The organism is Labilithrix luteola (assembly GCF_001263205.1).
GTDB lineage: Bacteria > Myxococcota_A > Polyangia > Polyangiales > Polyangiaceae > Labilithrix > Labilithrix luteola.
The window spans coordinates 6,029,090-6,053,018 of record NZ_CP012333.1 but is presented as its reverse complement, the minus strand read 5'-3'; the positions used below and the strand labels follow the sequence as shown (position 1 = coordinate 6,053,018).

Annotated in this window: 15 protein-coding genes; 7 read left to right on the top strand and 8 right to left on the bottom strand. The window is 64.8% G+C overall.

The window, feature by feature from the left end; translation table 11 throughout:
* The first annotated feature begins 222 nt into the window (after window positions 1-222).
* Window positions 223-1,482, top strand: coding sequence for a hypothetical protein (locus tag AKJ09_RS26485; protein WP_146650441.1), 1,260 nt, complete (start codon window positions 223-225; stop codon window positions 1,480-1,482).
* A gap of 55 nt (window positions 1,483-1,537) precedes the next feature.
* Here AKJ09_RS26485 and AKJ09_RS26480 read toward each other — a convergent pair whose 3' ends face one another.
* Both AKJ09_RS26480 and AKJ09_RS26475 read right to left on the bottom strand, forming a co-directional pair.
* Window positions 1,538-3,331 (bottom strand): glycoside hydrolase family 15 protein, encoded by a 1,794-nt coding sequence (locus AKJ09_RS26480; RefSeq protein WP_146650439.1) that lies wholly within the window; start codon window positions 3,329-3,331, stop codon window positions 1,538-1,540.
* A gap of 6 nt (window positions 3,332-3,337) precedes the next feature.
* Complete coding sequence (locus AKJ09_RS26475) at window positions 3,338-3,817, bottom strand: response regulator (protein ID WP_240488593.1); 480 nt, start codon at window positions 3,815-3,817, stop codon at window positions 3,338-3,340.
* A gap of 246 nt (window positions 3,818-4,063) precedes the next feature.
* Between AKJ09_RS26475 and AKJ09_RS26470 the strand changes: the two genes are divergently transcribed.
* Window positions 4,064-9,763 (top strand): sensor histidine kinase, encoded by a 5,700-nt coding sequence (locus AKJ09_RS26470; protein ID WP_146650437.1) that lies wholly within the window; start codon window positions 4,064-4,066, stop codon window positions 9,761-9,763.
* Between the two features lie 13 nt (window positions 9,764-9,776).
* Here AKJ09_RS26470 and AKJ09_RS26465 read toward each other — a convergent pair whose 3' ends face one another.
* A complete protein-coding gene (locus tag AKJ09_RS26465; protein WP_169927875.1) occupies window positions 9,777-10,337 on the bottom strand; it encodes a helix-turn-helix transcriptional regulator in 561 nt (186 codons plus the stop codon).
* Window positions 10,338-10,579: 242 nt separating this feature from the next.
* On the opposite strand from AKJ09_RS26465, the gene AKJ09_RS26460 reads away from it, so the two are divergent.
* Window positions 10,580-11,017, top strand: a complete 438-nt coding sequence (locus AKJ09_RS26460) for a hypothetical protein (protein WP_146650434.1) — start codon at window positions 10,580-10,582, stop codon at window positions 11,015-11,017.
* Window positions 11,018-11,167: 150 nt separating this feature from the next.
* Here the strand turns inward: AKJ09_RS26460 and AKJ09_RS26455 are convergent, their stop codons facing one another.
* On the bottom strand, window positions 11,168-11,542 hold the full coding sequence (locus AKJ09_RS26455) for a nuclear transport factor 2 family protein (RefSeq protein WP_146650432.1): 375 nt from the start codon (window positions 11,540-11,542) through the stop codon (window positions 11,168-11,170).
* A gap of 226 nt (window positions 11,543-11,768) precedes the next feature.
* On the opposite strand from AKJ09_RS26455, the gene AKJ09_RS26450 reads away from it, so the two are divergent.
* The 3 genes from AKJ09_RS26450 to AKJ09_RS26440 all read left to right on the top strand — a co-directional run bounded on the left by AKJ09_RS26450 (window position 11,769) and on the right by AKJ09_RS26440 (window position 17,273).
* Complete coding sequence (locus AKJ09_RS26450) at window positions 11,769-12,833, top strand: hypothetical protein (protein ID WP_146650430.1); 1,065 nt, start codon at window positions 11,769-11,771, stop codon at window positions 12,831-12,833.
* Between the two features lie 293 nt (window positions 12,834-13,126).
* Window positions 13,127-14,794 (top strand): carboxypeptidase regulatory-like domain-containing protein, encoded by a 1,668-nt coding sequence (locus AKJ09_RS26445; RefSeq protein ID WP_146650428.1) that lies wholly within the window; start codon window positions 13,127-13,129, stop codon window positions 14,792-14,794.
* A gap of 115 nt (window positions 14,795-14,909) precedes the next feature.
* Window positions 14,910-17,273 carry a glycine-rich protein gene (locus AKJ09_RS26440; protein WP_146650425.1) on the top strand — a complete coding sequence of 788 codons (2,364 nt, stop codon included), beginning with the start codon at window positions 14,910-14,912 and terminating at the stop codon, window positions 17,271-17,273.
* Window positions 17,274-17,331: 58 nt separating this feature from the next.
* Here AKJ09_RS26440 and AKJ09_RS26435 read toward each other — a convergent pair whose 3' ends face one another.
* Together AKJ09_RS26435 and AKJ09_RS26430 are read right to left on the bottom strand one after the other, a co-directional pair.
* The gene (locus AKJ09_RS26435) at window positions 17,332-18,648 is read right to left on the bottom strand and encodes a DUF1501 domain-containing protein (protein ID WP_146650424.1); all 1,317 of its coding nucleotides are present in this window, start codon (window positions 18,646-18,648) and stop codon (window positions 17,332-17,334) included.
* Between the two features lie 9 nt (window positions 18,649-18,657).
* Window positions 18,658-20,721 (bottom strand): hypothetical protein, encoded by a 2,064-nt coding sequence (locus AKJ09_RS26430; protein ID WP_146650422.1) that lies wholly within the window; start codon window positions 20,719-20,721, stop codon window positions 18,658-18,660.
* Between the two features lie 188 nt (window positions 20,722-20,909).
* Here AKJ09_RS26430 and AKJ09_RS26425 point away from each other — a divergent pair, with 188 nt between their 5' ends.
* The gene (locus tag AKJ09_RS26425; protein ID WP_146650420.1) at window positions 20,910-22,046 is read left to right on the top strand and encodes a beta-1,3-glucanase family protein; all 1,137 of its coding nucleotides are present in this window, start codon (window positions 20,910-20,912) and stop codon (window positions 22,044-22,046) included.
* A 525-nt stretch (window positions 22,047-22,571) separates the two neighbouring features.
* On the opposite strand, the gene AKJ09_RS26420 is transcribed toward AKJ09_RS26425, so the two are convergent.
* Both AKJ09_RS26420 and AKJ09_RS26415 read right to left on the bottom strand, forming a co-directional pair.
* Window positions 22,572-23,366, bottom strand: coding sequence for a cyclase family protein (locus tag AKJ09_RS26420; protein WP_146650417.1), 795 nt, complete (start codon window positions 23,364-23,366; stop codon window positions 22,572-22,574).
* Between the two features lie 10 nt (window positions 23,367-23,376).
* On the bottom strand, window positions 23,377-23,865 hold the full coding sequence (locus AKJ09_RS26415) for a group II truncated hemoglobin (protein WP_146650415.1): 489 nt from the start codon (window positions 23,863-23,865) through the stop codon (window positions 23,377-23,379).
* Between the last annotated feature and the right edge of the window lie 64 nt (window positions 23,866-23,929).

The window sequence follows — 23,929 nt, the reverse complement described above, 5'->3', positions numbered from 1 at the left end:
GAGAATCCGATGTTGCGAATTCACGAAACCAGCTGCAGCGGTGAGTCTGACGAGCGCGGGAAGCTCCTCCCCTCGCCCGCCCCGCAGCGGTCAGCAGGGGCTTCGGCGCGCGCTCGTGGCGCAACTTGTGACAGAGCATCCGACGTGCCCCTGCTCGTTGCGCGCGCGGTCGGCATAGGTCAGAGCTTTGCGACCTCGCGGCGGTTGCTGCGTCAACATCGCATGCGTTGCTCACTTCTCGTGTTCGTCATGCTGTGCACCGGATGCGGCCCCCTCGTCGGTGAAGACTGGGAATACACTCTCGCGCGTCCGGACGCTGCCGGCACCGATGGTTCGGCTGACCTCGGCGACGAAGGAGATGGCGGTCCCTCGTCGCCGACAATCGACGCGTCGGCGCCGGTCGACGGGTCGCAGCAGGACGTCGCTACGGACTTCCATGGACTCGTTCCGTCGAACGGCGCCACGTTCGGCCAGCTCGTCGACAACGGGATCGCTCGCACGATCGGGGACGCGACGTTCGATACTTCGGCGGACTGCTCGTCGACGTCGGCCATCGGTGACTGCGTCCCCGTGAGCGCTCCAGCCGACGGCATCGACGCGTGCGTGTGCCGCGTCACGGCGCTGACCGTCATTGGAACACTGTCCGTGACTGGCTCGCGGGCACTTGCCATTTTCGCAGCCAGAACGCTCCGCATCGACGGCAAGATCGACGTCTCCGCAAAGGCCGACAAATCCGGCGCCGGAGCGAGCAGGATGTATACCGATCTTGTCACCAGTTCGACCATGATTGCCGCCGGTGGAAGTTTCGGTGTCGTCGGCGGTGGTCCGGGAGCAGCCTTCGTCTACGGAACCGATTCGCTCGTGCCCCTGCTCGGTGGAATGGACGGGCAATCCACGAACGACGGCCCCACGTCGCAAGGTGGCGGAGGGGGCGGCGCGCTGCAGCTGTCGGCGGGCGAGCAAATCGAGCTCGGTTCCGCCGGGGTTCTAGCGGCGAACGGTGGCGGCGGCGGAGCGGGACCAGCGGCCAACGGTGCAGGAGGCGGCAGTGGCGGGGGCATTCTCGTCGAAGCACCGGCGGTAGCGGTCTTGGGATCGATTTCGGCCAACGGCGGCGGAGGAGGAGGAGGAGGCTCCAACAGCGCCTCGGGGCAGCGAGCCTCGGGGGGACCCGGCGCCGATGGCGCTCCTGGCAAAAGCCCAGCCCCGGGCGGTCCCGGCAACAATGGCCACGGGTGCCAACTCTTTGGATATACGACTGGCGGTTCCGGCGGCGCTGGCAGCGCTGCGGTCAGGAATGCCGAGGCGGGCGTGGTCGGAAGCGAGATTTCGGGGTGTACCGGTGGTTGGGTCAACACGAGCAACGGCGGCAGCGGCGGCGCTGTTGGTCGTATAAGGATCAACACCTCCACCCAATCGACATGTGCGTGCACGGGCGGAATCTCACCGGCCCCTTCGTTTGGTATCGCGGATATCCGGTAAGAAGGGAAAGCAGGTGCTCGCGCACGACGGGCCCGCTGCACACGCCATCGACAAGTCAGTAAAACTCCGGATAATCGATCTTGCTCGTGATCCGGAGCACGGCGTTGATGAGACCGACGTGGCTGTACGTCTGTGGAAAGTTCCCCCATTGCCCGCCGGTCTTCGGGTCGACGTCCTCGCTGAAGAGGCCGAGTCCGTTCGAATAGCGGAGAAGGATATCGAGCTCGCGCAGAGCATCTTCGATGCGCCCCATCGCGGCGAGAGCCTCGACGTACCAGAACGAGCACACGAGAAACGCAGACGCCGGAGCTCCGAAGTCGTCGGCGTGCGTGTATCGATGCAGGAGGCCACCGCCCGCCATGAGCCTCTCCTCCAGCGCCACGAGATGGCGCGCGGCTCGCTCCGAACGCGTGTCGAGGTAGTTCAGAATGATCAACTGAAGCGCACTCGCGTCGACGTACTTGCTCCCAGGCTCTTGCATGTACGCGCCGACACTGGCGTCGTAGCAAGCCTCGATGAGCCGCTCGGAGCGCGCCGTCAAACGCGTTGCTGCGCGACGCATCTCGCGGTCGTCGAGCGCACGCGCGATCTTCTGCGCCGACTTGGCGCCCACCCAGTGGCAGAGCGACGTGTAACAATGCCGTCGGGTGAGCTCGCGGAACTCCCACAGACTCGCGTCGGGCTGGTCGAGGCAGCTTTCGATGATGCCCAGCAGCGTCGCGATGAGGCGCTTCGATGCCGACCGGGGTTCGCTTGGAAAGCGCTCGTCGACGTAGAGCATCAGCAGCGCATAGATGATCTGCCCGTAACTGTCGTTCTGCACCTGGGTGGCCGCGGCGTTTCCGATGCGGACCGTGTTGCTTCCGTCGTATCCCTTCATTGGGACGATCGCCTCGGGAAGCTCGAAATCGCCATCGATGCGAACGACTGGCGGATATCGACTTTGCGTTGCCGACGCGGCGATGTTCTCGATGAATTGCGCGAAGCGCTTCATCTCCTCGAACTGTCCGATTCGATTCAACGCCGTGAGCGTGAAGTGGGCATCGCGTAGCCAGCAATAGCGGTAGTCCCAGTTGCGGCCGCTCTCGGGATGCTCCGGCAGGCTCGTCGTGGCGGACGCGATGATGGCGCCCGTATCCTCGAACTGGTGGAGCTTCAGCACGAGCGCCGATCGAATGACCTCCTGCTGGTAGAAGCGTCCGATAGCGCAGCGTTCGACCCATTTCTGCCAGTATTGAACGGTCCGGCGGACGTACTCTTCGGCCGTGTCCTCCAGCGCGCGCTCGAGCGGGGCCCCCCACGTGAGGATCAGGTATTTCTTCTCACTGAGGACGAAGCTTCGCTCGCCGGCGATGTAGCTGAGAGGTACGTTCGTATTGAGCCGCACGATCTCCCCGTCGAGGTCGTAGCGGAGGTGATTGCTCTGAATGTATGTGTTCGGTAGAACGCGCCCATAGTCGCCCCGCGGGCGGCACACGATGCGGACGCGAGGGGTGCCTGCAATCGGCTCGACCTTTCGCACGAGCATGAGCGGCTTGAACGAGCGACCGAACTGGCGAAATCGCGGCGCGCAGTCCGTGACACGAAAGGCTCCGTCCGCCGTCTCGATCGTCGTAACGAGTACGTTCGTATTCCAAACATACTCCTGCCGAGCGCTCTGCACTCTTTCCTCGTCGCTCGCGATCGAGAACTCCCCACCGCGTTCGCGATCGAGCAGGTGGCCGAAGACGCAGCTGCTGTCGAATCGGGGAAGACACATCCAGACGACACGGGCCCTCGCGTCGACGTGCGCGACGTACGCGCAGTTGCCGACAATGCCGATGTCGTAGATATGGCGCGCCTCGCTCATCGCGCGTCAGCCTCTCTGAGGGACGGGAGACGCGGAGCGAGGCGCTGCGCCGTTGGGCGGGCTCGCTAACCCCAGCATGTCTTCGACCACCTCGTATAGCTGCGTCGTGTCGAACGGCTTGCCGAGGTCGCCTTCGGCGCCGAGCTCGTCCGCGCGAAGCTGCAGGTCTTCCTTCGCAGTAATCACGACGATCGGAATCTTGCGCCCGTGTTCTTCGCGCAGCGCTTTTGCGAACTCCCAGCCGTCCATCACTGGCATCTTCATGTCGAGAAGGACGAGCTGCGGCACCTCCGCCCGAATGCGGTCGAGCGCTTCCAGTCCGTTGTTCGCCGTGACTGTCCTGTACCCTCGGTACGCGAGTGCCTCGTCCATGACCATCACGAGATCGGGATCGTCGTCGGCAATGAGGATCAGGGCTTTGAACGGCTCGCTTCCTTTCTCCTGCTCGGCCATGGCGTTTGCTGCACCACGCAATTCACGAGCCATGCCGGCAGGTCCTCCGCGCCATCACGACAAGCGGCGCTTGAAAGCACGTCTTGTCGCACGAAACTTGCCCTGACCACGTCTACGTCGAAGTACTGCGGCGACCACTTGCACGGACCGTGGATTTCGGGGCCCACGACGGCGAGGGCCCCGAAATCCACGGTCCTTTGCACAAGTCTGTCGCGAACTTGTTTGACTGTTCAATCAGCGCAACTGAGTTGCGCTGTAGCGTGGGAGAAGGCGGGCCTCATGGCGCCCATTCCGGGATTCGAGCTCGGCGAAAAGGTCTATGAGAGTCAGCGGACGGTCGTTTATCGAGCGCGGCAACTTCATACGGACCGGCCGACGATCCTGAAGGTCCTCAAGTCAGAAGAGCCGCGCTCGGAGGAATTTGCTCGCTACAGGCGCGAGTACGAAATCACGAGCCGCCTCGAGCGCGAGCACGTCGTGCGAGCCTTTCAGTTCGACGTCGTCCAGCATCGACCGGTCATCGCGTTCGAAGACATCGGGGCGATCACGTTGAGCCAGTTGATGCCGAGCCTCCGCTTTCAGCTTTGCGAGCTGCTCGAGCTCGCGGTCGCGATCGCGGACGGCATCTGCGAAATCCACGCTGCCGACGTCATCCACAAGGACATCCATCCGTCGAACATCGTCCTCGTCCCGAGGACCCGCCGCCTGCAGATCATCGACTTCGATATCGCCTCGATATTGACCCGCGAGCGGGCACGCATGGTCAGTCCGGACGTCATCGAGGGGACGCTCGCGTACGTCTCCCCCGAGCAGACCGGCCGAATGAACCGGCTCATCGACTGCAGAACCGATTACTACTCGTTCGGTGTCACGCTTTACGAGCTTCTTACGGGAAAGGTGCCGTTCGTCGGTGAAGACGCGCTGTCGCTCGTTCACCAGCACCTGACGCGCATTCCGGCACGTCTCGATGAGCTCGACCCTCGCATCCCGGCGCCGGTCGGCGCCATCGTGGCCAAGCTTCTCGCCAAGGCGCCGGAGGAACGTTACCAAAGCGCGTGGGGCATCAAGGCCGATCTGGAGCGATGCCTCGACGATCTTCACGCGCACGACCGCGTGGAGCCGTTTCCGTTGGGGATGCACGACGTTCCTCGCCAGCTCCGCATTTCGCAGAAGCTCTACGGGCGCGAACGCGAGCTGACACAACTCTTGGACGCGTTCGAGGTCGCGCGCAGCGGCGGGCGTGAGCTCGTTCTCGTCGCCGGCTACTCGGGCATCGGCAAGACACGCCTCGTGCAGGAGCTGTTCAAGCCGCTCACTGCCGGGCGAGGCCTCTTCGTGTCCGGCAAGTTCGACCAGCTTCGAAAGAACATCCCCTACAGCGCCCTCGCTCAAGGGCTCCAGGAGCTCGTGAGACAGCTCTTGGGAGAGAGTGAGTCGAGTCTGAAAGGCTGGCGCGAACGGCTCGCCGAGGCCTTGGGGCCGAACGGAGGCGTCGTCGCCGACGTGATTCCCGAAATCGAGCTCATCATCGGGCCTCAGCGTCGAGTCGCCGAGCTGTCACCTCCCGAAGCGCAGAATCGCTTCCACCTGACGTTCAAGAGCTTCCTTCGTGTCTTTTACCGTCCCGAACACCCGCTCGTCGTCTTCCTCGACGATCTCCAGTGGGCGGACGGCGCGACACTCAAGCTACTCGAAGTCCTGGTGAACGACGACGACACGCAGCACCTCCTGCTGGTCGGATCGTATCGCGACAACGAGGTCGGCGCGGGACACCCGCTTCTCGCGACACGCAACGACCTGCGAAAGCGCGGAGCTCCGTTGCGGGAGGTTTCCCTGGCTCCGCTGCAGGTCGAGCACCTTGCCGAGCTGATCGGCGACACGCTGCACTGCGACGCCAACACCGCCATGCCTCTTGCTTCGCTCGTCGAGCACAAGACTGCGGGCAATCCGTTTTTCGTCGGCCAATTTCTCGACATGTTGCATCAGGAAGGGCTCCTGGCCTTTCGCGGGGGGGCGCATGGCGAGTTGCCCCGATGGCGCTGGGAAATGGCCAGCATCGAGCAGGCGAACATCACCGACAACGTCGCGGAGTTGATGCTGGGCAGGCTCCGAAGTCTTCCGCGAAGGACTGTCGACGCACTCGAGCTCGCGGCGTGTTTGGGGAATCGCTTCGACCTCGTCACGCTCGGGCTCATCCACCAGCGGTCGACGGCCGAGACCGACGCAGACTTACTGCCAGCCGTCCGCGAGGGACTCATCTTTCCCGTGTCTGCGCTTTCGATGCCCGATCATCAGGATGTCGCCGGGCCCCCTGTCTTCGCTCAATACCGATTCTTGCACGACCGTGTGCAACAGGCCTCGTACTCGATGATCGACGCCGCGAAGAGGCCGGGGCTTCACCTGAGAATCGGGCGCTTGCTCCTCGCTCAGTCGCTCGCTCCGAATCGTCCGGAAATGCTCTTCGAGATCGTCGACCATTTGAACGCAGGGCGCGCTCTCGTGCAGCGTCTCGACGAGAGACTCGAGATCGCCCGCTTGAATCTCGAAGCGGCACGGAAAGCAAGGCGGGCAACCGCGTACGGCGCGGCGCTTCGTTTCGCCAAGAATGGTATGGACGTGTTCGGCGGCGACTGGACCGACCAGTACGCGCTGACGCTCGCACTCCACAATGAACGTGCCGAGCTCGAATATTTGAACGGAAACCATCGCCGCTCACGCGAGATGCTGGAAACGATCTTGGCGCACGCGCGGGACCTCGATCGCGCGGAGGCCTACGCGCAGCTCGTCACGCACCAGACCGTGCTCGGCGAGAACGAAGAAGCGATGGATTCCGCCGCAAAGGCACTCGCGGTCTTGGGGATTCAGTTTCCGACAGAGGAAGCGCTGCAGAGCGCCCTCGACGCAGAGCTCGAGGAAGTCGACCGAAGGCTCGAGGGAAGGAGCGTGCGATCGCTCATCGACCTACCCTCGATGGGCGACCCGCGGATCGTGGTGGCGATGAAGGTCCTGATGACCGTCCACACCGCGATCTATTTCGCGAACCACTACCGGCTCTACTGCTGGGTGCTCGCGCGGATGACCAACTTGTCCATGCAGTTCGGCAACGCGCCCGAATCCGCGAAAGGATATGCGAGCTTCGGCAACACGTTGGCGGCAAATCTCGGGCGCTACGAGATGGGATACGAGTTCGGATTGCTCGGCCTCGATCTCGCCGGCAAGTACGGCGACGAAAGCCTCGAATGCAAAGTCTGCCTCATTTTGAGCATGTTCCTCAATCACTGGGTCGAGCACGTCGTGGCTGCCGACGTCTTCGACGAGCGAGGTCGACGCGCGGGTATGGCATCGGGCGAGCTCCAGTTCGTCGGCTACATCCTCTTCTACGGGAGGACGGCCAATCGATTCCATCGCGGAGAGGAGCTCGGCCAGCTCCTCTCCGACGTGCGGGAATATCTCTCCTTCACGCGAAAGAACGAGCAGAACGTCGCGACCGACAGCCTGCTCGGCGCGCTGCTGGTGATGAGCAATCTCGTGGGCGCGACAGGCGACGCGCGATCGTTCGATATCGAAGAGCTCACCGAGGCGGACTACCTTGGTACGTGCCGCGACAACCACAGCCTGTCGGCGATTTGCTTCTACGAGACGGCAAAAGCTCTCGCGCTGTATCTCCACGGAGATTCCACCGGCGCTCTTCGGAGCCTCGAGGCCGCAGCCCCGCTTCTCGGCGTCCTCAAAGGCGTGCTCACGGAGGCCGAGCATCGCTTCCTTCACTCGCTCGTTCTTGCCGACATTTCGAACGGAGCTGACGCAGCCGAGCGCAGCGTGATGCGCGCGTCGATGGAGAAAAACCAGCAAAGCATGCGGATCTGGGCGGAGCATTGCCCGGCGAACTTCCTGCACCAGGTGCTCTTGATCGACGCCGAGCTGGCTCGTCTCGACGGCGACGCCGGACGTGCAATGACGCTCTACGATCGAGCGATCAGTGCAGCAGAGGCCGGCGGCTTCGTTCAGAACCGCGCGATTGGCAACGAGCTCGCAGGGCGTTTCTGGATGGCGCAGGGCAAACCCGAGTTCGCTCGCCACTATCAGCGCCAAGCCGTGCTCGGCTTCCGCGCGTGGGGAGCTCGCCACAAGCATCTTGCGCTCGAGTCTTCCCATCCTGAGGTGGTCGCGCCACGAGCGTCCAGCCGTACGACCAGCAGCGCCCTCGATTTGGCTTCGGTGCTCAAGGCTTGCCAGGCGATCTCGGGGGAGATCGTGCTCGACAGGCTCTTGGATCGTCTGCTGCGCGTCGTTCTCGAGAGCGCTGGTGCGCAGCGGGGCGTCGTGGTGCTGTCCAGGGACGGCAACGCGAGGATCGTCGCGTCGATCACGGCCGGTGGCGAGGCGCCGATGCTCTTCGACGAGCCGCTCGAGGAGTCGACCAAGCTGCCCGTCGTCCTCGTGCAATACGTGTGGCGCACGCATACGCCGGTCGTCCTCCGAGACGCCGCGCGTGAAGGCATGTTCACCAACGCCCCCTACGTACGAGCCGCGCGACCGCGTTCCGTCTCGGGTCTACCGATCCTCCACGGTGGAGAGCTCACGGGCGTTCTCTACATCGAGAATGACCGGGCGGCGGGGGTGTTCTCCTCGGATCGGGTGGAGCTCTTGGAGCTTCTCGCCGCGCAAGCGGCGATCGCCTTGCAGAATGCCATGCTGCTCGAGCGGGAGCGGGCGGCTCGGACGCTCGCCGAGGACGCGGAGCAGCGCGCGGCGTTTCTGGCGAAGGCGAGCAAGCTGCTCACCGAGTCACTGGACTACGAGGAGGTCATGAGGCGACTCGCACGTCTCATCGTGAGCGAGCTTGCGGACTGGTGCGTCATCGACGTCAAGGAAGGCGACCGAGTCCGACGACTCGTGGGAGAACACACCGATCCAGCGAAGCACGTCCTGCTCGAGGAGCTGTGTCGAAAGTACCCGTGCAAGCTCGAATCGACAGCGCCCGCGGCCGAAGTCATGCGGACGGGAGAGGTCCTGCTGCTGCCCGAGCTCACCGACGAGATCCTCCGCACCCGCTGCACGAACGACGAGCATGCGAAGCTCATCGTCGGTCTCGGGACGCGCTCGCTCGTCGCGGTCCCTCTCGTCCTGAGAGGTCGAATGCTCGGCGCCATCACGCTCGGTTCGGCGTCACCGGAGCATCGCTATGGCCCTGCGCATCTCTCGCTGATTCGTGAAATCGCCGACCGAGCGGCCATCGCCATCGAGAATGCTCACCTCTTCCAACAGACGCAGCGAGCGGTCCAGCTTCGCGAGGAATTCCTCATGGTCGCGTCGCACGAGCTCCGAACGCCGCTCACGCCGATCAAAATACAGAATCAGATTCTGAAACGCCTCGTGGAAAGCATTCCCAAAGAAGCATTGCCGAAACGCGATGCCGTGCTGGCGGCCGCCGAACGATCGCTCGACAGCATCGAGAGTCTCGAACGCCTTTCGAGGAACCTGCTCGACGTGTCGAGGATCGGCGCGGGCACGTTCCGCCCGCAGCGGGAGGAGCTCGACTTGTCACGGCTCGTCCGCGACATGCTCGAGGGCTACGCGCCGATGTGCAAAAGTCTTGGATGCGAAGTCCACCTTCGTGCCGATCACCCCGTTCAGGGATCGTGGGACCGCGCGATGCTCGAACAGCTCGTCGGAAACCTGGTCACCAACGCGATGAAGTTCGGCGCAGGAAAGCCGATCGACATCGAGGTCGAGACCACCGAAGGAGGCGGCGAAGCACAGCTCGTCGTGCGCGACCATGGCATCGGCATCGCCAAGGAAGATCAAACGCGGATCGGCGCGCGCTTCGAACGCGCGTGCTCGGCGCGGAACTACGGCGGCCTCGGTCTAGGCCTCTACATCGTTCGCGAGGTCGTTCTTTCCCACCGGGGTAGCGTGCGCGTGGAGAGCGAGCCGGGGCACGGTGCGAGCTTCATCGTGGCGCTCCCACCGCAATGAAGTGCCCATCGGCTCAGAGCGTCCGAATGAGCGCGCGATGCTGCGGCGCAAGAACGTCGGATGGCCGGATGCCGAACTGCTCGCGCGCAGCGATCGACAGGTGGGCGGACGAGGCGAATCCCGCGGCGAGGGCCGCTTCGGTGAGCGACGCCCCGCTGGCATACGCACGCGCGACTTCGAACGCGCGGAGCCAGCGGCGATAAGGTCGAAGCGAGGTTCCGAGTTGCTCTCGCGCAAGAGCCATCAAGCGTGACGGCGAGAGCCGTGCGACAGAGGCGATCTCCGCCATCGACACGTTCTCGTCCAGGGCTCCGGCAAGCGCGCCGATCGCGAGCTGCAAGCGCTCGTCGACGGGGCGCGTGCCAACCTGCTCGTGTGCGAGGAGGCGATCGACCGGATCGAAGCCGTCGAGCTGCTGGTGAGCGACGGCCTCGGCAAGCTCGACCCAGGAGCCCGTCGCCGAGAGGCCGCGAACCTCTGCCCAATGCCCCGTGAGCGCGTACGCCGGCAGGAGGAAGACCGCGATCCGCCCGCCGCGCGAATCGACCGCGTGCGCGAAGCCAGGGGCAATCAAAGAGGCACGAGTCTCATGAACCCGGCCACGGTCCGCGATCAGCCTGAGCGGGTGGTCCACGCCGACGATCACCGCCGGTGCGGCGTGACGGTGACGACGGACCTCGGGGGAACGTCCAGCAAGCGCCAGCCGTTGATCGCCGACAATCAGACGGATCCCTGCTTCAGTCGATTCTTGAAAGCGTGCGTCGTCGCTCGGGCGCATGCTGCACCAATGATAGTCGACAGTCTTCAGGAGCGGCCATGACCGCGTCCGACTTCTGCCTCGTCGGCGCGGGCGCCTTCTTCCTCGTCGGGCTCCTCACAGGCGCGTGGAAGTACGCGTGCATCGCGCGGAGCGCCGACGCAAAAGCGCCCTTCTACGTAGATACCGCGCACCGCGCTTCCCTCCTCTATGCGTTCGCGTGCATGCTGCTCGGCGAGCTCAGCAAGCGGAGCGCCTGGACGAACGGGGTCAACCTCGCAGCCTCGGGCGTCGCCATCTTCTTCTTCGCCGCCGCGGTGCTCGGATACATCGTGCATGGCGCGCTTCGCGACACGGACAATCAACTCCAGCGGCCGCACCGCCTCGGACGCCGTACGCTCCCGGCCGGCGCAATGCTCAGCTTCATGGCGCTCCTGATGCTCGGCGAGATCGGCGGCTTCGTCGTCTTGTTCACCGGATTTCTGGCCGCTCTCTGAAGCTTCGAGATTGCGTTACAGCGCAACTCGGTTGCGCTGATTGAAAAGTCAAACGGAGATCGCGACAGACTTGTGCAAAGGACCGTGGATTTCGGGGCCCTCGCCCATCGTGGGCCCCGAAATTCACGGTCCATGCAAGTGGTCGCCAGACTAGTCGACGATCGACGTGCCTTGCGCAGAAGCGAGGTGCCAGGCTCCGTCGATGACGACGAAGACGTGCGTGTAGCGGCTCGCGACGGACCACGCGCTATCGCCCGCGCGGCCGCGCATGTTCGTGCGACCGACGACGATGGCTGCATCGCTGTACGTTCGCGCGCGCGACTCGACGAGCTCGATGGCGTCGAAGTGAAACGTGCCGGAGCGGAGTGCATCGAGGAGTGCTGCGCGTGGGACCTCGCCTCCGCGCATCACGTCGACGAGGACGAAGTCGTCGGTCAGGAGCACCTCGAGCGCGCGCACGTCGGCGGCAAGGAGCGCATCGAAGAAACGGCGGTCCGTATCCAGAGGAGCGGTCGAACGGGTCATGCACGTCCAGGTGTCGGCGGCCGGAGATCTTACGTAGCGTTCGCTTTTTTTAGCGACGGCGCAGGCAGGCTCAACCGTCGGGCGGATCGAGGAGATTCGCAACGTCCTACATCGTCCGCGCCGAGAACGACCGGAGCGAGACAGATTTTTTGAGCAATCGCCGATCTCCCACCATCCATGGCGAAGGCGCTCTGCCTTCACCTAACTTTTTGTCGGACGGTGGTGAATGAGAGATCTCTATTTGGGGCGGGTATTGCAGTGGGCACTGGGTGGGCTCGCATGCTCCGCTCTCCTGGTCGTCGCGTGCGGCGACGATGAGGCGACCGTCAAGGCGGTCAACGACGTCGATGCCGGTGCGGAGGTCCTCGACAGCGGGTCGGCAGAGCCACTCGCCGATGCGGGTGATGCGAGCGACGCAGCCGACGCGTTCGTTCCGTGTGGTCCCGGAGACGAGGTCAAGACGACCGTCGGCGATGGTGGGGCGACACTCAGCCTTTGCGGCGCCACCCTCGAAGTGCCGGAAGGCGCACTCGAAGCAGGCTCGCCGGTGGGGATTGCCGTCGTCGCGGCACCGGCAGCCCCGTGGTTCGACCACGAACTGAGCGGCCCCGTTTTCCGCTTCACACCGGACGACATTGCGCTCGAACTGCCTGCCAAGATCGGCCTCACGCGTGACACGACGAAAGCGCGCGGCCCCGTCCTTGCGCGTTGGCTTCCCGTTGAAAAGGAATGGGGTGAGCACGAGGGCTGCCTCAAGGACGACGTTCTCTCGCTCGAGACGATCGGCCTCGGCACGTTCGGACTGATGCAGGACGTAAACACCTATCCACCGGCGGCCTCCGGCCTGGGCACGGCCACCGTCTCGCTCGATCTCGGCGGCGTCGCAACGTCGTGGACGGTCCCGGGCAATGGCGGCTATGCCGTCTACGAGCCCGGCGTCGACGGGCGGTCCTTCATGCTCGTGGCGCGTCGAACCGAGGGTGACGATCTCGAAGCGCTGGATATCCGCGGCGTCATTCAGAACAACCAGCCTTCGGGCATCGTCCAGGTCTCGTGGCTCACGACCGCTCCCGACGCGAAGAGTTGGTCCTGGGTCGAGCCGATTCATGGCCCGGCGACATCGTTCACGATGACGGAGACCTCACCGGGCACCTATACCGGCGAGCTCCACGTCGTTGGCCACTACGGTGACGAGACGACGGAGATGGGCGCGACGTTTACGATGACGCCGGGCAAATTCCGGCCGCCGCCGTCGTATTCGTGCGGTCACCCCGAGGGCGACCCGCGCTGAATCGAGAACACACGGACCTCGAATCGACTGGCTGAGCATCGAGGGCATCGCCTCTCCGCCAATTTGGAACAGGCGCTTATGCGACGTCGATTTTGCTCAGTTCAATTGCCTCGAGTCTCAGGTCGTTGAGTGTCTGTTTCTCGAAGCGACCACACGATTACCGAGATGGGACCGAGATAACGCGTCACTTCCGTCGGACACCATCATGTGCCGGCACGTCCCTACATCGGTCGTGCCGGCATCGCACTTGGCGGTCGTTGCATTCGTTTCGCGCATAGCCTAACGACGCACGCATGCGACAATTGGGCACGCTGCTTCTCTTCGTGGCGGCGGCAGCTGGTATGGCGGTTTCATGTACCGCGAACACGCCTGACAACCTCGACAGTGTCGACCATGAAGCTGAAGCGGGGGCGCCCCCGGTGGGCGAGAATGCCGGCTCCGATGCTGGAAGCGACGTCGATGCTGGAAGCGACGTCGATGCTGGAAGCGACGACAGTGGCGCGTGCTCGACCGCGACGACCTGCCAGCAGCAGGGCGCGAATTGCGGTTCGATCGATGACGGCTGCGGAGGACGGCTCGATTGCGGCAGCTGCACGGCGCCCGACACCTGCGGCGGCGGCGGCACGCCCAGCGTGTGCGGGTGCACGCCGACGACGTGCGCGAACCTCGGCTTCGACTGTGGCTCCGTCAGCGACGGCTGCGGTGGACAGCTCGATTGCGGCGCTGGTTGTGTCCGGCCCCAGACGTGCGGAAGTGTCACGCCCAACGTATGCAGCGTCCCGTCGAGCTGCACCAACCTCTGCCTCAAGCAGGTCGACTGCCCCAACGGTGGCACCACCACCGTGAGCGGCAAGGTCTACGCGCCCAACGGCGTCGATCCGCTGTTCAACGCGCTGGTTTACGTGCCCAACGCGCCGGTCGACCCGTTGCCGACCACGATCTCGTGCGACACTTGCGGCGCGCAGGCCACGGGCTCGCCGCTCGTCAGCACGGTCACCGCGGTGGACGGCTCGTTCACGCTCGAGGACGTGCCGGTCGGAACGAACATCCCGCTCGTGATCCAGATCGGTCGCTGGCGCCGGCAGATCGTCATGCCCACCGTCGCCGCCTGCCAGAACACGATCGTGTCGGCGGCCTCGACGCATATGCCGAAGAACAAGAGCGAGGGAGACATCCCGCGCATGGCCTTCGCGACGGGCTCGCTGGACTCACTCGAGTGCGTCATGCGCAAGATTGGTATCGACGATGCCGAGGTGACCACGCCCTCGAATGGCGGCCGCGTCCACCTCTACACCGGCAGCGGCAGCCCGGGCGCGAACGCCGGCCCCGGCACGCCGACGCAAACAACGCTCGTGGACAGTCCGTCGACGCTGGCCAGTTACGACATGGTGTTCTTTCCTTGTCAGGGATCGCCTTACGACCAGACGACGGCGCGCAAGCAAAACATCATCAACTACGCCAACGCCGGCGGGCGCGTCTTTGCCTCGCACTACAGCTACGTGTGGCTCTACAACGTCGCGCCCTTCAGCGGCACGGCGCAGTGGGATGTCGAGAAGAATATCCTCGAGAGCACGCAGACGGGCTACATCGACACGAGCTTCCCCAAGGGCCTGGCGCTGGCGCAGTGGCTCCAGATCGTGGGCGCGTCGACGACGCTCGGTCAAATCCCGCTCTACGAACTGCGCAGTGACGTGCAATCCGTCAATCCCCCCTCACGGCCGTGGATCCGCATCAACGATTCCACGTACGGGTCGCTGCCTGTGCACTTCACGTTCAACACGCCCGTAGGCACGCCGGCGGCGCAACAGTGCGGCCGCGTCGCGTTCCAAGACTTCCACGTCGAGAACTTCCCGGGCAGCGGCACCTTCCCCGCCGCGTGCCAACCGGGCGCGATGACGCCGCAGGAGAAACTGCTCGAGTTCATGATCTTCGACCTCGCGTCGTGCATCGCGCCCGAGTAGCTGCCGTTCATTCCTCGCCGCTCGGGTTGGTCGCAAAAGGGGTGTTCGCGGAATCGCTGAACGCGCGGTCGAAATCCGCCGTTAAGAGCGCGGGGCATCGGCCGTTACTCTCGCCATGAGAAACGTCCTGCCGGCCCTGTCGCTCTTCGTTCTGAGCACATCGCTCCTCACCGTTGCCTGCAGCTCCACGGCACCGCAAGCGACGCAGCAAGCGGCACCGCAGCCGGCACCGAGCGAGCCCGGCGCCATCGCAGCGAGCGAGTATCGACTCGGAGGCAAGGTCGTCGGGCTCAAGGGGTCCGGGCTCACCCTCGCGACAGCCGCCGGCGAGGAGCTCGCGGTCTCGTCCTCGGGCTCGTTCACCTTCGCGACGAAACTCCCGAAGGGCAGCGCGTTCTCGGTCGCGGTGAAAAAGCAGCCGTCGTCACCGATGCAAGCCTGCAGTATCGCCGGCGGCAGCGGCACGGTGGGCGAAGGTGACGTGACGAGCATCACGGTCAACTGCACGACGGACACGTTCACGCTCTCCGGAAAGGTGAGCGGCCTCGAGGGCACGGGCTTCGTGCTCACAGAAGGCACCGAGCGCGTCGCAGTCAGTGGCAACGGCACGTTCGCGATGCCCTCGACGCGCGAGGACGGCTCGTCCTACAACGTCGTCGTCGCGCATCAGCCCACGTCGCCGAGCCAGACATGCGTCGTCGGCAACGACCACGGCACCATCGCCGGTGCGAACGTCTCGAACGTCGACGTCGTCTGCTCGACGAACAGCTACACGCTCGGCGGCAGCGTCGCCGGTCTCGTCGGCACCATCGTCCTCGCCGACGACGCGGGCGACGAGCTCTCGATCGACGCGAATGGCTCCTTCTCGTTCCCGACGAAGATCGCCAGCGGCGCGAGCTTCGGCGTGCAGGTGAAGACGCAGCCGAAGGCGCAGCAGTGCGAAGTCACCGGCGGCAGCGGCACGGTGGGCGCCGGCGACGTGAGCAGCGTCGTCGTCAATTGCACGACGGTCGCCTTCACCGTCGGCGGCACCGTCTCGGGTCTCGCGGGATCGGGCCTCGTGCTGACCGACAACGGCGAGGCGGACCTCTCCGTCAACGCGAGCACCTTCGCCTTCCCTAGCCTCGTGTTGCGCGGCGCGCATTACTCGGTCGCGGTGAAGTCGCAGCCCACGAATCCCTGGCAGACCTGCACCGTCGATCCCTCGACGGCGACGGGCACGATGGCGGGAGCGGCGGTGACCGATGTGGCGGTGAGCTGCACGACGAACAGCTACGCGCTCGGCGGTACGATCTCGGGGCTCTCTGGCTCGGGCCTCGTGCTCGCGAACAGCTCGAGCACCACCTCGCCGGCCGGCGGCGCGACGTCGTTCTCGCTCGGCAGCCTGGCGAGCGGCTCGAGCTACACGGTGTCAGTGACGACGCAGCCCACGAATCCCTGGCAGACGTGCTCGGTCGACGCGCCGACGGCGACCGGAACGATCGGCGGCAACGATGCTTCGACCCACGTGAGCTGCACGACGAACACGTACGCCATCAGCGGTACCGTCGCGAAGCAGGCGAGCGACCTCGTCCTCACCAATGGAACAGCCGACGTGACCGTGCACGCCGGCGAGACGACGTTCTCGTTCCCGACGAATGCGAGCGGTACGAGCTACGAAATCACGGTGAAGACGCAGCCGACCAACCAAGTCTGCACGGTGACGTCGGGCAGCGGCACGCTCACCAACAGCGGCGTCTCCGACGTCTCGGTCAACTGCGTTTGGGCCATGACGTTTGCGTACACCGGTGCGCCGCAGACCTTCACGGTGCCGGCGACGGTCACGACGCTCAGCGTCGACGTCCAGGGCGCGGCGGGCGGCACCAGCGGGGGCAAATCGGCCTTCGGTGGTCGCGTCGAGGCCACGATGAGCGTCACAGGGGGACAGGTGCTCAACGTGTACGTCGGCGGCACGACGACGACGACGAACGCTGGCGGCTACAACGGCGGCGGCAACGGCTACGCGAACGGTACGTTCGTTGCCACGGGCGGCGGCGGAGCCTCCGACATTCGCATCGGCGGGAACGCCATCGTGAATCGGGTCATCGTCGCCGGCGGCGGTGGCGGCACGGGCCAAGATGGTCCGGTCCTCATCGGCGGCGTCGGTGGAGGTCTCGTCGGAGGCGATGCCCCCACCGCCGGCGCAGCGAACCCGAACGACAATGGCAAAGGCGGGACCCAGAGCGCCGGCGGAGCGGGCGGCACGTATCCGGGTTACGGCAACGGCACCCCGGGCTCGCTCGCGCTGGGCGGCGCCGGAGCGAACGCCGGGCGAAGCGGCGGCGGCGGCGGCGGCTACTACGGCGGCGGTGGTGGCGTCTGGAACGGTGGCGGTGGCGGCTCGAGCTACACGAACAGCGGCTTCGCGAGCGATGTCGTGCACACGCAGGGCTATCGCGCCGGCGACGGGCAGATCATCATCATGTGGGATACGCCCTGATCGAAGCGCTACGGCGCTGTCGGTCGAAGAACGAATCCGCTCGTCGCGAGGGCTGTAGCTAGACCGTCGCGACGAGCGCACCGGCGACGGTTTTGCCACCGCCCACGCCGGCACCGCCGCGGATGCTTTCGTCGAGGACGGCCTGGGGTACGCCCAGGCCGCGGCCCAGCGTTTTCGCGAACGAGCCGAGGGAATCCACCGCCGGAATGTCGCCGCCGTCGGCTGCGTTTCCGCTGCCCGAGTCGATCGGAGCCGCCCCGAGGTCGTCGCCGATCGGCACGAGACCACCGATGACCCCCGGCTTGAACGGCTTGCCAATCACGAGCGCGGTGTGGTGATTCGACCAGTGTGAGCGTCCCGCCAGCGCTCCTTGTGCAAGCGAGCGACCGAACACGTTGAGCGTCGCGAACGTCACCTGATCCTGGATGCCGAGGCTCTTCAACGTGGCCATCAGCTTGTTGATCGTCGCGACGCCGGTGACGGTCTGATCACTCTCGTCGTCGAGCTTGTCGTCCGAGTGGTTGTCACCACCGAACGGCACGTGCATCACCACGACGGGGGAAACCTTCATCTTGATCAGAATGGCCGCCGCGGTGGCTTGGTCGTCGGCCTCGTTGCCTCGTATCTTGGCGAGGAGCTCCTGCAGGTCCTGGGGGATCTGACGGACCTGCGTTTGCGTCGTGGCGTAGTCGTCGAGATACTTCCGCTGGACGTTGGTGCCCTTCGCTTTGAGCACGTCGTTGATGCGGTTCAGATCGGCGTCGCGGATTTTCTGGAGATCCGTGAAGAGCCCCGCGGACTCGGCGGCGAGCAGTCGGGTGAGGGCGCTCGGTGCCAGTCGCGGCACGGTGGCCCCCGCGAACGTGATGACTTCGCGGTCGAGCGCGATGGGCTGCGCCTGGATGGTGCCGAGAACGGTCTGCAAGTAGGCCGAATAGATCGACACGGCCATCTCGTTGTTCTTCGTCGCTCCCATGAGCGACATCACCTTTTGCTGATCCGAGTGGTTGTTGGTCAGCGTGGCGTGATGGAAGAACTGGGTGCGGTCGAGCGTCGTCAACGTCGACCAGGGCCGCGCGGCATTCCACGATTTACCGCCCAGGGAGATGGGGGTGGCCGCCATCGCGTCGCTCGCGGGATGCAAGGCCTTCTGAGCGAACGTGAGATCGTACGTGCCGGGCGCGTTGGCGTTGATCGGATCGCCGGTGCCCGACGTCGAGAGGATCAAGAATTGCGCTGCCGGCGGCGGTTCGTCCGCCATGGCGCGGGTAGGGTTCAGCAAGAACGAGATCGGCAGGCCCGTGGCGAGCGATCGAAGGCCGACGAGTCCGGCGCCGAACAGACTGGTGAGCAAGAAATTGCGACGAGTGGTCATGAATTGCTCCTACAGGCCGAGGCCGGTGACGAGAGGAGACGTGCACGCGAGCGTGAAGGTCGAGCGCAACGCTTCGTTCGGTTTGCCGCCCGCGGCGATGGCCGCCGTGTAGTGCTCTTGCAGGATCTGACCGATAGGCGCCGCGCGATCGTCGGCGGCCGACAGGCCCATCAAGTTCGACACGAAGTCAGCGATCGCATCGTCTTTCTGCGCGCTCTGGTACTTCGAGCCGGGCCGGTCGATGATCTCGCCGGCGACGAGCTCGCAGAGGTTCTCGGCCGTCGACCGATGGAAGAGCCCCGGCGCCGAGATCAAGTTCGGGATTTGCGCGCCGCGTGCGTACGAATCGGCGGGAACGTTGCTCGAGAGCAGGTACGCGTCGCGCGAGGTCTTCGCGTCTTTCGCGCCTGGCAGATTACACGCATCGATGCCGAGCCGAACCGCCAGCGCGGTGCAGAAGTGATCGCGCCTCATGATGCTCACGACCGGGTTGCGGTCCTCGAACGTTTTGGTCCTCGTCGCAGCGGTGACGAGCGGCGAAGAGAGCAGTTCACGCACGAGCACCCTGAAATCCAGGTTGCCCGCCTTGAACACATCGACCACCCGAAGGAACTCCGGATCGTACTCGGTGCACGCCGCGGAATCGGCCCACACACACAACTTCTGCGCCCACGCGGCGGGCAGGAGCGGATGCGAGGCGAGGATGCCGGCAAACTCGTCGATGGTGTTGGTGACCGCGCCCACGTCGACGCCGCCGAAGGAGAAGGATGCCGGCGTCACCGTGTCGAAGGGCTTCAGCTGCTCATGGTACGTCAGTGAAAGATCGTTGCGGAACCACTCGCGCATCGGGTCGAGGTAGCGGTGGCAGGCATAGCAAGTCGTGGTCGGATCGGCGTGCTGCGTGTCGAGTCCGGTCTCGCTCACGGGCAACCTGATGTCTTCGGGGTTGATGCTCCGACCGAGCGCGACGATCAGCGATTGGTTGGTCGTCACGCGTGCCAGGTTGTTCACGTTGGTCTGCCAGTTGGCGAAGAACGAGGGCGTCGAGAAGAAGCCAACGCGAGGCACGTCGAGCACAATCCGATTCAGCGTGCGCAGCTTCGGTAGATCGTAGAAGAGGTGGAGATTCGAGGGCTCGGCGGCGCTCGCTCGCACGATGGTCACGGGGTGCCAGTCGTTGAAGTCGGCGGGCTTCAAGAACGGGTCGAGGTGGTCGATGCCGTAGGAGTTCGGGCAACCGTCGGCGGTCACCGGCGCCTTGCCCAACGTGCCGAACTGCAGCTTGAAGAGGTGCACACTGGCGTTGCTGTACATCGCCGAATGAAACGTGCGAGGCACGCATTGGCTCCCCACCGGTCCGAGGACGGACGACGGTCCCACCGACCAGGTGAGGTAGTTCGGGCTCTGCGGGTTCACGGAGTCGGCGGGGTCGATGTGGCGCTTGGAATCGTCCACGGCCGTCCACACGAAGTCGGCCGTGCGTGGAGGGGAGAGCTTGTCCTTGTCGTTCTGCTTGTCGTCGCGTAGGCGCACGTCCAGGAACGCGTAGAACGTGAGCATCGCCGTCGTCATCATGAACTCGTGCGTGGTGACGGTCTCCCGGAAGGGCCTGCCCTCGCGCGTGATCTTGAGAGCCGTTCGAGCGAAGCTCTCTCGCAGGTTCGGCATGAGTGCGTCGGGCACCGCGGTCATGTCGCCGATCTGATCGGTGAAGTCCTCGGCCGTCATCGCGGTCTGCTGGAACGCGTTCCCGAAGAATTGAATGAGCTTCGCGTCCGACTCGGGCATCGCCATCCAGGTATCGATCAGGCCCTTCAAGGCATTCGGATCCGCCTGCACCGCACGGAGCTCGGATTCGGTCGCCGGAAGACCGGTCAGCAGATTCTTCACCTTCGCGACGTAGCTGGCCGGAGCAACCGGCTCGAAAGGCAACGGCGGTGGTTTGCCGTCGTTCGGCGTAGCCGCCTCGTCGTTCTTCGCGCCGTCCGCGTCGTTCGAGGAGCAATTGGCGATGGCGCCAAGGGAAGCCGCGGTCAAGAGCAGCGAGGCGCTCCAGGAACGCAAGGAGGTCATACAAACAGCGTAACGGCTTCTCGGGATAGCGGATCACGTTCTTCTCTTCGTGGCCGTCGACCGCGCACACCTTCTCGGTTCCGATGCGTCGAGGTGAACGAGCCCCGGTGACGACGGCGTGGCGCGCGTTTTTTTCTGGCGCGCGCTCTTTTCGACACGGATCGGGCGACGGATAGCAACCAAGTCACGTGAGCAAGCTGAGTCGCGTCGCCTGGCGCCCCGCACGTTTCGTCCTCGCCGCGTTTCCCATCGCCGCCACGCTCGCCATCAGTGCGTGCGGGAGTTCGGATGGAGGCGACAGTGCGAGCGTCGGTCCCGGGGGCGGTACGACGGGCGCAACCGACGACGCCGGTGCGGGCACCGGTCCGACGGGCAATGGGCCTTCGTCCGCGCCGGACGCAGGCACCAAGGGCGACGCCGCCGCTCCCGCCGACTTCTGGGACTCCAGCAACGTTCCGCCGGCGCAGAACGTGATGGTCTTCAGGTTCTTGAACCGCTCGAACGGCGTCCTCGCGGACGACGAGATCTTCTGGCAGTTCAAGAGCGGCGCGATCAACGAGCTTCACTCGATTGCGCAGCAACCGACCTACGACATGCCCGCGAACGCGTCGGGCCGAATGTACTTCTACGTTTGTCGCAAGGGCGACGCGACTTGCGCGTCCGACCCGTCGAAGACCAAGTACTACGACTTCATCGAGCACACCATCGGGCCGGCGCAATACAACGGCAACACGACGCGCGTGGATGCGTTCGGGCTGAAGCTCGCACTGAAGCTCCACTGCGCCGACGGCTTCGAGCAGGCGGTGGGCGAGGACTACGAGACCTTTGCCGAGAGCCGTGAGGCAACGTTCGCGAAGTTCTTGGCCGAGGTGCCCGACGAGTTCAAGGCGGCGGCCGAGCCTCCGTTCGCGCCCTACCGCATCGTGCAGCCCGGCGCCGCCGGGTTCGATAAGGGAGGCGCGCACGCGCAGTACTATGCGGACTTCGTCGATCAGCTCTGGGCCGCGAACGGCATCACCGTTCCCAAGCCCGGGCCGAACGGCGACGGCCTCGGTGCCTTCCCGGATCTATCGGCAGCCATTTATCGCCATGTCGGCGCCAAGGCTGGAACCTTCGACGCGGCGGGCAAGCTGCTCGACAAGAATCTCTGGAAGGACAGCAGTACGTTCTATTCCTCGCCGCCGGCGAACTACTACGCGCGCTTCTGGCACACCCACGGGATCGACGGGCGGGCCTACGGCTTTCCCTACGACGACGTAGGGAGCTATTCGACCTACATTTCCCACAAGAATCCCGAATACATGCTCGTTGCGGTTGGCTGGTAGCGACCCTGGCAGCCAACGTTCGTGGCGTCGCTGCAGTTCTCGGTCTCGGAGCCGGGCTGAACCTGCGGCGATGGAGGAGAGTGACCGAGACGACGGCGACGATGATATCGCGGTCGAATGAACGTGCGTCTCGTTGGTGTTGTCGCCGCGGTCATCCTCGCTCCGGTCGCTGCATGCAGCATGCGATAGCGTTTCGGACTCGCCCAGTTCGTTCCGGTGTTGGTGACGGGCGCCCTCTAGCCGTCAATGCCGTTCGGGGAGGCAGACAATTTTCACAGGAAGTTCGGAAGGTCGGAAGGATTTATTATCGGCCCCGCGTAACGCGCCAAACTCCGCTTGCTAGGGAATTGAATTGCGCCAATGCAGACGCGGTGTCGCGCGATTGGTCGGCTCTCCGCCCCAAAAACTTCCGCCCTTCCGCCCTTCTGTGAAAAGTCTCAGGTCGGATTCATCGGTGCCAGACGGCTGTCTGCTTATCCGAACGGCATTGAGCTCTAGCCGCCAGTCGCCTCGCTGATCGGTTGCTTACCAGACGGCGACGATACGTGCGGGAGCGCCGGAGGCGCCGGCAACCTTCACGGGGGCGACGAAGACGAACGCGCCGGTCGCGGGCACGCGGCTCAGGTTCGCCACACACTCGACGGCCCACTTGCCGGCTCGAAAGAGCTCCTTGTGGACGGCGTACTCTTTGTCACGGCCTGGATCGATCGAGAGGGTGTCGATACCGATGCCGCTGATCGAACGGCGCCCCAGCAAGAACTCGATCGCTTTGTCGGAGAAGCCGGGAAAGCGCATGGTTTTGGCCCCATCCATGTTCACGAAGGCGCCCGGTTCCTTCGTGCGAACGTCCCAACCGGTGTGCAGAAAGACCGCGGCGCGCGCCGGGATCTCGCCGTGGTCCTTCTCCCATCGCATGAGATCGCCGGCGCCGAGCGTCGTGTCGGGATTGGTCGCCACGCGCTCTGCAATGCTCACCACTGCGAGGGGAACGAAGAGGGTCTCGAGGGGAATCGCCTCGATCGCCATCGCGCCTTCCGCGAAGTGGCAGGGAGCGTCGAGGTGCGTACCGACGTGCTCCGTCAACTCCCAACGATTGGCGTAGACGCCGTCGCCCTTGATGGTTGCGATGGGCGACGAGCGAAAAGGAAATGTCTTTCCTTCGACGGGCAGGAACGGAAACTCAGGTGACAGCGTGTGCGTCAAATCGACCATGTTGCGCGGCGGCTCGAAGGTCGACGCCCGCGTCCGGCATGCGCTCGCGCCTGCAGTGGCGAGGGCGACACCTGCCTGCGCAAGCGCGGAGCGACGGGAAAGACGCATATCGTTCTTTCTATTTCGTATAAGGCCCTTTGACTTCGCCCCACCCCCACGACGGCATCGGCGCCTCCGTCGTGACGTCCGCTTCGGGCTGCGAGTTGATGACCGCGAGTCGCGACCCCCACTCCAGATAAGCCACGAAGGCCGAGCGAAACTCGGGATCGTCTGGCGCGCCGACCTCGTCCGCGCACTCCAGGAGGAGGGTGACCCAGCGCTTGCGCTGCGCGTCGCTCAAGGCACGACCGACGTGATGGCGAATCATCGCGGGGTGACCACCGTATCCCTCGCTGTACGTCTTCGGTCCTCCGAATACCTCGCCGACGAACGCGGCGACATGCTTCGCGTGCTCGGGGGACATGCTCCGAAACACGGGCTCCAAGAGTTCGTCCGCGGCGACGCGGGTGTAGAACACCTCCATCAAGTGTTCGAGGCCGCCGATGCCGCCCATCCATTCGAGCAGCGTGGGGACCATCTTTGGGTCGCTCGTGGGAGTGTCGCTCATCTGGGTGACGCGCGTCTCGAACGCGCGCAGGTACGCGGTCGAGTCCTTTCACCGGCCACCCTAG

Bases quoted from the DNA above. Each gene is read 5' to 3' on its own strand.
- AKJ09_RS26485 (WP_146650441.1), top strand. From the start codon at position 223: ATGCGTTGCTCACTTCTCGTGTTCGTCATGCTGTGCACCGGATGCGGC.
- AKJ09_RS26480 (WP_146650439.1), bottom strand. From the start codon at position 3,331: ATGAGCGAGGCGCGCCATATCTACGACATCGGCATTGTCGGCAACTGC.
- AKJ09_RS26475 (WP_240488593.1), bottom strand. From the start codon at position 3,817: ATGGCTCGTGAATTGCGTGGTGCAGCAAACGCCATGGCCGAGCAGGAG.
- AKJ09_RS26470 (WP_146650437.1), top strand. From the start codon at position 4,064: ATGGCGCCCATTCCGGGATTCGAGCTCGGCGAAAAGGTCTATGAGAGT.
- AKJ09_RS26460 (WP_146650434.1), top strand. From the start codon at position 10,580: ATGACCGCGTCCGACTTCTGCCTCGTCGGCGCGGGCGCCTTCTTCCTC.
- AKJ09_RS26455 (WP_146650432.1), bottom strand. From the start codon at position 11,542: ATGACCCGTTCGACCGCTCCTCTGGATACGGACCGCCGTTTCTTCGAT.
- AKJ09_RS26450 (WP_146650430.1), top strand. From the start codon at position 11,769: ATGAGAGATCTCTATTTGGGGCGGGTATTGCAGTGGGCACTGGGTGGG.
- AKJ09_RS26445 (WP_146650428.1), top strand. From the start codon at position 13,127: ATGCGACAATTGGGCACGCTGCTTCTCTTCGTGGCGGCGGCAGCTGGT.
- AKJ09_RS26440 (WP_146650425.1), top strand. From the start codon at position 14,910: ATGAGAAACGTCCTGCCGGCCCTGTCGCTCTTCGTTCTGAGCACATCG.
- AKJ09_RS26435 (WP_146650424.1), bottom strand. From the start codon at position 18,648: ATGACCACTCGTCGCAATTTCTTGCTCACCAGTCTGTTCGGCGCCGGA.
- AKJ09_RS26430 (WP_146650422.1), bottom strand. From the start codon at position 20,721: ATGACCTCCTTGCGTTCCTGGAGCGCCTCGCTGCTCTTGACCGCGGCT.
- AKJ09_RS26420 (WP_146650417.1), bottom strand. From the start codon at position 23,366: ATGCGTCTTTCCCGTCGCTCCGCGCTTGCGCAGGCAGGTGTCGCCCTC.
- AKJ09_RS26415 (WP_146650415.1), bottom strand. From the start codon at position 23,865: ATGAGCGACACTCCCACGAGCGACCCAAAGATGGTCCCCACGCTGCTC.